Source organism: Planktothrix sp. FACHB-1355 (assembly GCF_014748295.1).
In the GTDB taxonomy this organism is placed as follows: domain Bacteria; phylum Cyanobacteriota; class Cyanobacteriia; order Cyanobacteriales; family Aerosakkonemataceae; genus Aerosakkonema; species Aerosakkonema funiforme_A.
Window position 1 is genome coordinate 1 of record NZ_JACJUP010000298.1, and the last position, 6,225, is coordinate 6,225.

The following is a 6,225-nucleotide window of genomic DNA, read 5'->3' on the forward strand; positions in this document are numbered from 1 at the left end:
TGATTTATAATGCTGCCACTCCTGCCATCGAACGGGCAAAAGCAAAACTAGAGTATTTGTTCTTAAAAGATACGCGCTTGCCTAGTGGCCCGCCATCAAATGAATTTCTGATGAGCTTATTAACTAACGGCTTAAACCCTAATTATCAACTCATCTCAACAGCAAACCCCGATCCATACCTATTTCCCGATGAAGATGATATTCGGGGGGTGAACGGTCGGTTAGACCTTGATGGAGACGGTCAGGTAGACCCAGCTTGGGCTTACCAAACTGATGTAGATGGTGATGGAATTAAGGAAATAGTTGTTTACTCTATTTTACTTAATACAAGAAATCAGAGCGGCAATATCACATTAGAAAGCAGTTCGGATGCCAACAAAGCATCTGCTTTGGTTGTACGTAATGGCCCGTTGAATACGATTAATATTAGCGATCCAGTATGCAGCAATTTACTGACGGGTTCTGGTTCGGGAACCTCCAGTTCGACAAGCCCAACTTCAATTAATCCAAATCATTGGTATCCTGCTGGCAGTGCAGTTCTCCGCAAAACTTTCCAGGTCGATGCTATTGTTATTTCCAATAAACCGGGTTTAAAAAGAACAGTTACCACTCTGGAATTTCAGCAAGATAGGCAGCTAGACAAAGGTAACAAATGGGGTGCTTGGTTCCGCTATGACTTGGAGGTATTTCCAGGTAGCGCCTTCAACTGGAACGGAGCGATGTACAGCGCCGGTAATATATTTGTCGGGAGCAACGATGGCTCTAGTAAATTCCGGAGCTTCTTAATTAGCGCTCAAAAGTCTTGTTTTTATACCAAGGATGCTTCCGAAATAACTATCGCGACATTGAACGCTGACCCACCCAGGCAACCAAATGCTTATTTAGGACAAATAGGTGTAGGTAGATTATCTACCAACTCATACGATAGTAAAGCTATTTTTCACGTCGTTAACTCAGATAACTCACCTAATAGTACTAATGGTGTGGAAATGGATAGTGGGAAAGATTCGGTAAAGGATGACAAAAAACCTGTCGATATATCCCTCGATCCTGTAGCTCTTTTTACTCAAGATATTTCCAAAGCGCGGACTGGAACCCCTCCAGATAATAAACTAGCTAGAGATGCTGGTTGGGACTCAAACGCAGGGCCAGGTACTATAGGCTATTTCCAAACCAGAAAAAGAATTTATAACAAAACAGAAGCGACACCATACGTAGACGATACTTATCGAGCTGACAATCGCTATGGCCCTAAACCGAGATACGATAAAACGGATATTACTGAGAACGGTCTGGCAATACCGAGTTCCGAAACAAAGCTGATCAAGGATGTCGTTCCCCCACAAGACCAAGAATTCAAAGAACTGGGTTTAGATGGTTATTGGGAACGCAGAGCTAGGGCAGAAGGATTGCGGATAATTGTGGGAGAAAGGCTGCAATTGGGTAATACCTATGGTTGGGTTAATTCAGACTTAAATGCAAATGGAAACCGTAACGAGCCTAATGAAGCCGATCCACTGTATCCACCCAATCAAAACCCAATCAAACATGAAGAGCAGCAAAGACGCACACTTAGAGATAATTTAGCAGCGGTTCAAGCAACAGCAGTTTACCACTACAAATCAGGAAATAGTGGGTACTTTCCCATTGCGTTTGTAGCAACTACCGCTCATCCGGGAACGGGAAGTAACACTACTGGAACTATTGGCAACAGTAAGAAGTTCAATCTCAATTCGAGTGTCTACAGCTATCCTGACGGTACGTCGGCAATTTTGTACAGCGATTTCTTCAACGGCAGAGGAACCGATGGATGGGAATACGAAGTAGTAGCAGGTGGTGGTGAGGATGAAAATACCTTTAAAGGTCAGCTTTCTGCCGGACAGCCTTTAGGAAAAGCTTTAAGGAACCTGGCATATTTTGCTGGGGAAAAAGATGGAGCTTTCCCACCTACCAAGCAGGATCGCGTTTACCCTCATCCTTACTTGACGATGTGGGGTAATTTCTCGAACCTAAATCGCGCCCTTTCTAATTTAGACAGTGTAGGTTACGACAATCTCAGCATTGCAGATAAATCTTACATCCACACAGCTGCTGGAACTTTGGGAATGTTGGCAAACAACATCAGCTATTTTCAGGGTTACACCTACAACGCAGCAGATTTAGAGAATCTGAATACTGCGCTGAAAACTCTTGATAATGCCAGCACTTCTCCAGGTTCAACACCTGATGCTTATATCGATAAAGTTACCGACACAACTCAGAAAAAAATCGCTCAGTTCGTTTATCAAAAAGAGCAAATAGCTCGCGATCGTCTTTTAGGTTTTGCTCCGTCGCCTTCTGCAACCTCACCAACAGCACCATCAGGAGCAGAGTTCCGTTATGAAGTGAAGTTGCACGCTGTTAACCCTCCTACTGGTAGTACGACACCCAAATTTAAATATGCTGGTGTCGAATACGGAAATGACGTTACTACAGACACAGCTACTCAGAAAAAATTTGTCTATGTAGGTTGTGACCTTAGCGATTCCGGTGATGGGTCTGGAAATAACTGGTTTGGTATGGGAAATCCTAATTCCTGGGGAACGGATGTAGAAAAGGAAAAGAAATTTATCCGTCTAGCCGTAAGCCTCTGCCCCACTCAGCCTAAATATCCTTCCCTCTTCTACATTTTCCCAGTAGCCACTCATAGCGATCGGCAAACAGTTAATACTTCTGTTAATAGTTCTGAAGAGTACATCAAAAAAACTACAGACAGATCTATTCCCAATCCTCCAGCAGGGTATGTAGGCTTCAGCCCAGCAGAAATAAATTTAATGGCACTGCGGCCAAAAGGTATCAACTTCGCTACAGGCTGCGGCGACACTGGTTGGTGTTTACCGACAACTAACAGCATCGTACCAAGTACTGTACCGAGCAAAGATGATTTCGCCGTAATCGATCCTAATGGTAATCAAAGATGGGTTTCTATCATCGATAACGCCCTCTTCGATGGCAGAGAAATGATGAACGTGCGAGTTTTAGACATAGATTTAAAGCAACTCAAAAGCGTTACATTTAACGGCGATACCTGGTTACCAGCAAATCACGGTGTTGTTTATGCTTTCCGAGAAGATGCCGTGCGAGAAGATGCCATTTCCAGACCTTCCAATGGCGCTTACACAAATCCCAACGATACCGGTCACCCCAGAACAAACGCTACAAACCCCAACGATCCAAAAGATCCAGCCTTAACTTCCCTGAAAATATCACCCAAACCAGTAGATTTTTACGCAGACCCAGACCGTCGCCCTTATGGTTTCCGTTTGCGAAACGGGCAAGTTTTGAAGCGAGATACGGGCGACCAAGGATATGGAATCGCGTTTGTTTCCGATAACCCGGTTTATATTCAAGGCAATTTCAATTTCCACAGCACTGACGGAAATTCCAATGACTTAGAAGAGTTCAAGGATATTCTGCTCAAAAACGATCCCAATTGGAATCAGTTCTACAATAGACAGCAATTAGACGATCGTTTTGCCCGCCCGAATAAGGATACTTGGCGACCCGCTGAAATCGCAGCTGATGCGATCGCGATTCTTTCAGATAATTTCGATGCAGGAAGCGTAGAGGACGGCATCAAAAATGATACCTCTAAGAAAAATTCTTACCGAGGTTTCAACGGCCCTAATGGTGACAACGTTAATCCAGAACGCGGTTGGATTCGGGAAGATGGGACGGTAAGTAATACCAGTCTTCCTATCAAATTATCGAGAAACGGCTACCCATTCTTTTGTCCTAATAGTGCCCCTGCGCCTATTACTGGTCAGCCTTGTACTACGCCCCAGGAATACAAAGCTAGCTATCGCCAATTCGGCTATGCTTACGGTACTTCCAATGTCCTCGACAAAGCCAGCAACACCCAGGTCAACGCCACCATAGTCAGCGGTATTCTTCCTTCTCAAAACAAACAGAGTTATGGTGGTTTGCACAACTTCCCCCGTATGATCGAAGATTGGTTCGACAGAGACCTGAATATTTCTGGTTCCTTTGTTCAGTTAAGCTTCAGTACCTATGCTACAGGGCCATACGACCAAGACGATTGGGAACCAGATGGTGCAGATGGCGCTAACGAACCAAGAAGTGAAGAATGGAACTTCTACTACAACCGACCCAACCGCCGCTGGGGTTATGATGTAGGATTGCAATATGCACCGGCAGGCCCTCTAGCACAACGCTTCATCCAATCTGCTAGCCCCCGCAGCGAGTTCTACCGAGATCTAGAAGTAAGCGACCCCTACATTTGTAAGTTACGCCGTGCGTTAAACAACAGACTACCTGATATAGATCTAGCATCTCGCACAGAATGCCCGTAATAGTACAGGTAGATGAAGGAGAATGGGATAAGAGGCAATCAAAAAATACCCATTCTCCCTTAAATATCACAAATATTGTCATAACGGAGGCTAAAACAATGTTAGGAAGAACACACTCAATTCAACCAAGAAAAAGTGGCAGGCTGCAATTAGAAATAATCAAACTCCTCCAGCCAAGAAAATCATCGCAAGGAGTAACCTTGCTGGAATGCTTGGTAGCAATTACTGTGGTTGCTGTGGTTATTTCATCGTTTACACCGCCAATCTTTCTAGCAGTAGGTACTCGCGTGCAAAACCGAAGAGCCGAACAAGCCTTACAATTAGCTCAAGCAGAGATAGATAGAGTCAGACGCATAGTAGAACAGGGCAGCTATTATGATTATGAGACTTGCCCAGCAGGAACTAGCAAAACCGCTTGTTTACCGCCCAAAGCAGGTATTTCCGATCGTGATTTTCGTCGCCAGTCAAAACCCTCAGCATTTAACGACAGTCCTGACTCAATAAATGCCACAACAGCTTTAAGAATTGATATCAACAACGATGGGAAACCAGACTTTTTAATGCAAAGTTATCGCAGTGAGGGAATTCAACAATCAGGCAGAACTGTTGCTTTTAATATGGGTGTAAGAGTATATGCTTATTTCGATACAATGAACTTTGGCGATCTGCAAGATCCGCCTGAGAAAGCTGCTAGTTTGAAACTTAGCACAGCACTTGGGGCTCAGAAAAAGCTACCTTTAGCAATCATATACACAAGCGTTGTAAAAAGCGATACCCCTGACTCTCAAAGCAGTTACAAGACATTTTTGGAAAATCAGTAAGCATTTTCTTTTTTATTTGGCAATCTTGAATTGATTGAATAGCGAGCAAAAACAATGTCTACAAAAATAATTAAGTCTCTGCTAAAACGAACACTATTTAAAGCTAAAAAAGGGAAAAAAGCGGGATTTACCATATTGGAACTTTTGGTAGCGATCGTGATATCCACTTTTGTCATTCTAGCGTTGATAGATATGATCACCGATCTATTGCAGTCAGAGCGTCGAGAATATGGTAGATCGGAAACTCAGAGAGAAATGCAAATGGCGATGGATTTTATAGTAAACGATCTGAGAGAGGCAGCTTATGTCTACACGAACGAACAGATTAATAATGCAAGGACTATTGGGGGTGTTGGTATAACTTCCTTAAGAGCTAATCTACCGTTTAATACTAAATACGAACCAATTTTAGTTTTTTGGAAACCAGAGCAGATTAATGACACTTCTCTTAATAGCTTAAATTGCGATAATTTTGGGTCTGCAAATGCCGATCCTGTTAATCCTAAAAGACAAGAGTGCGACCAACTAAAAATTCGGCGACGTGCTTATAGTTTGGTAGTTTACCTTCAAGTAAGAAACAGCGATGATAACCCCGATAATAGTAATAGATGGAAAGGTATTTCGCGAATTATGCGATACCAATTGTATAAGTACCCACAAAACAAACCAGATAGTAATTTGACAAAATCGGACGGATATACAGACCCTACAGAAAATAGCGTTAGCTTCGCTTCTTGGCCGTTTGATAGTAGCGGAGTCAAAATATCTAGCGGGAATATAAATACAAGCTCAACAGCGGTATTAGTCGATTTTCTTGATTATCCCGATCGCACTTCTCCTGGTGCAGACCCACGAGACAATTTAACAGTTGCTCCTTCTCAATGCCCAACAGAAACTAACTCTGACGGAACCCCCATATATAAAGCTATTCCTCCACAAAATAACCCCAATGGATTCACTAACCCCAGCTTTATGGCTTGTGTGAGAAGTGCTAGTAATCTGAGCGGGGATGTTTCTAATCAAGACATCGTTTTATTCCTCAGAGGTAATCC

Annotated in this window: 3 protein-coding genes; all 3 read left to right on the forward strand. The window is 43.1% G+C overall.

What is annotated here, in order from left to right; genetic code table 11:
- Positions 1-4,352: hormogonium polysaccharide biosynthesis protein HpsA (hpsA, locus tag H6S82_RS14280; protein WP_191056339.1), on the forward strand; the 4,352-nt coding region annotated here is incomplete at its 5' end.
- A 98-nt stretch (positions 4,353-4,450) separates the two neighbouring features.
- Positions 4,451-5,173: a prepilin-type N-terminal cleavage/methylation domain-containing protein gene (locus H6S82_RS14285; protein WP_190471101.1), complete on the forward strand. Its 723-nt coding sequence runs from the start codon at positions 4,451-4,453 to the stop codon at positions 5,171-5,173.
- 54 nt (positions 5,174-5,227) lie between these two features.
- A partial coding sequence (locus tag H6S82_RS14290) for a prepilin-type N-terminal cleavage/methylation domain-containing protein (protein WP_191056340.1) occupies positions 5,228-6,225 on the forward strand: 998 nt, incomplete at its 3' end.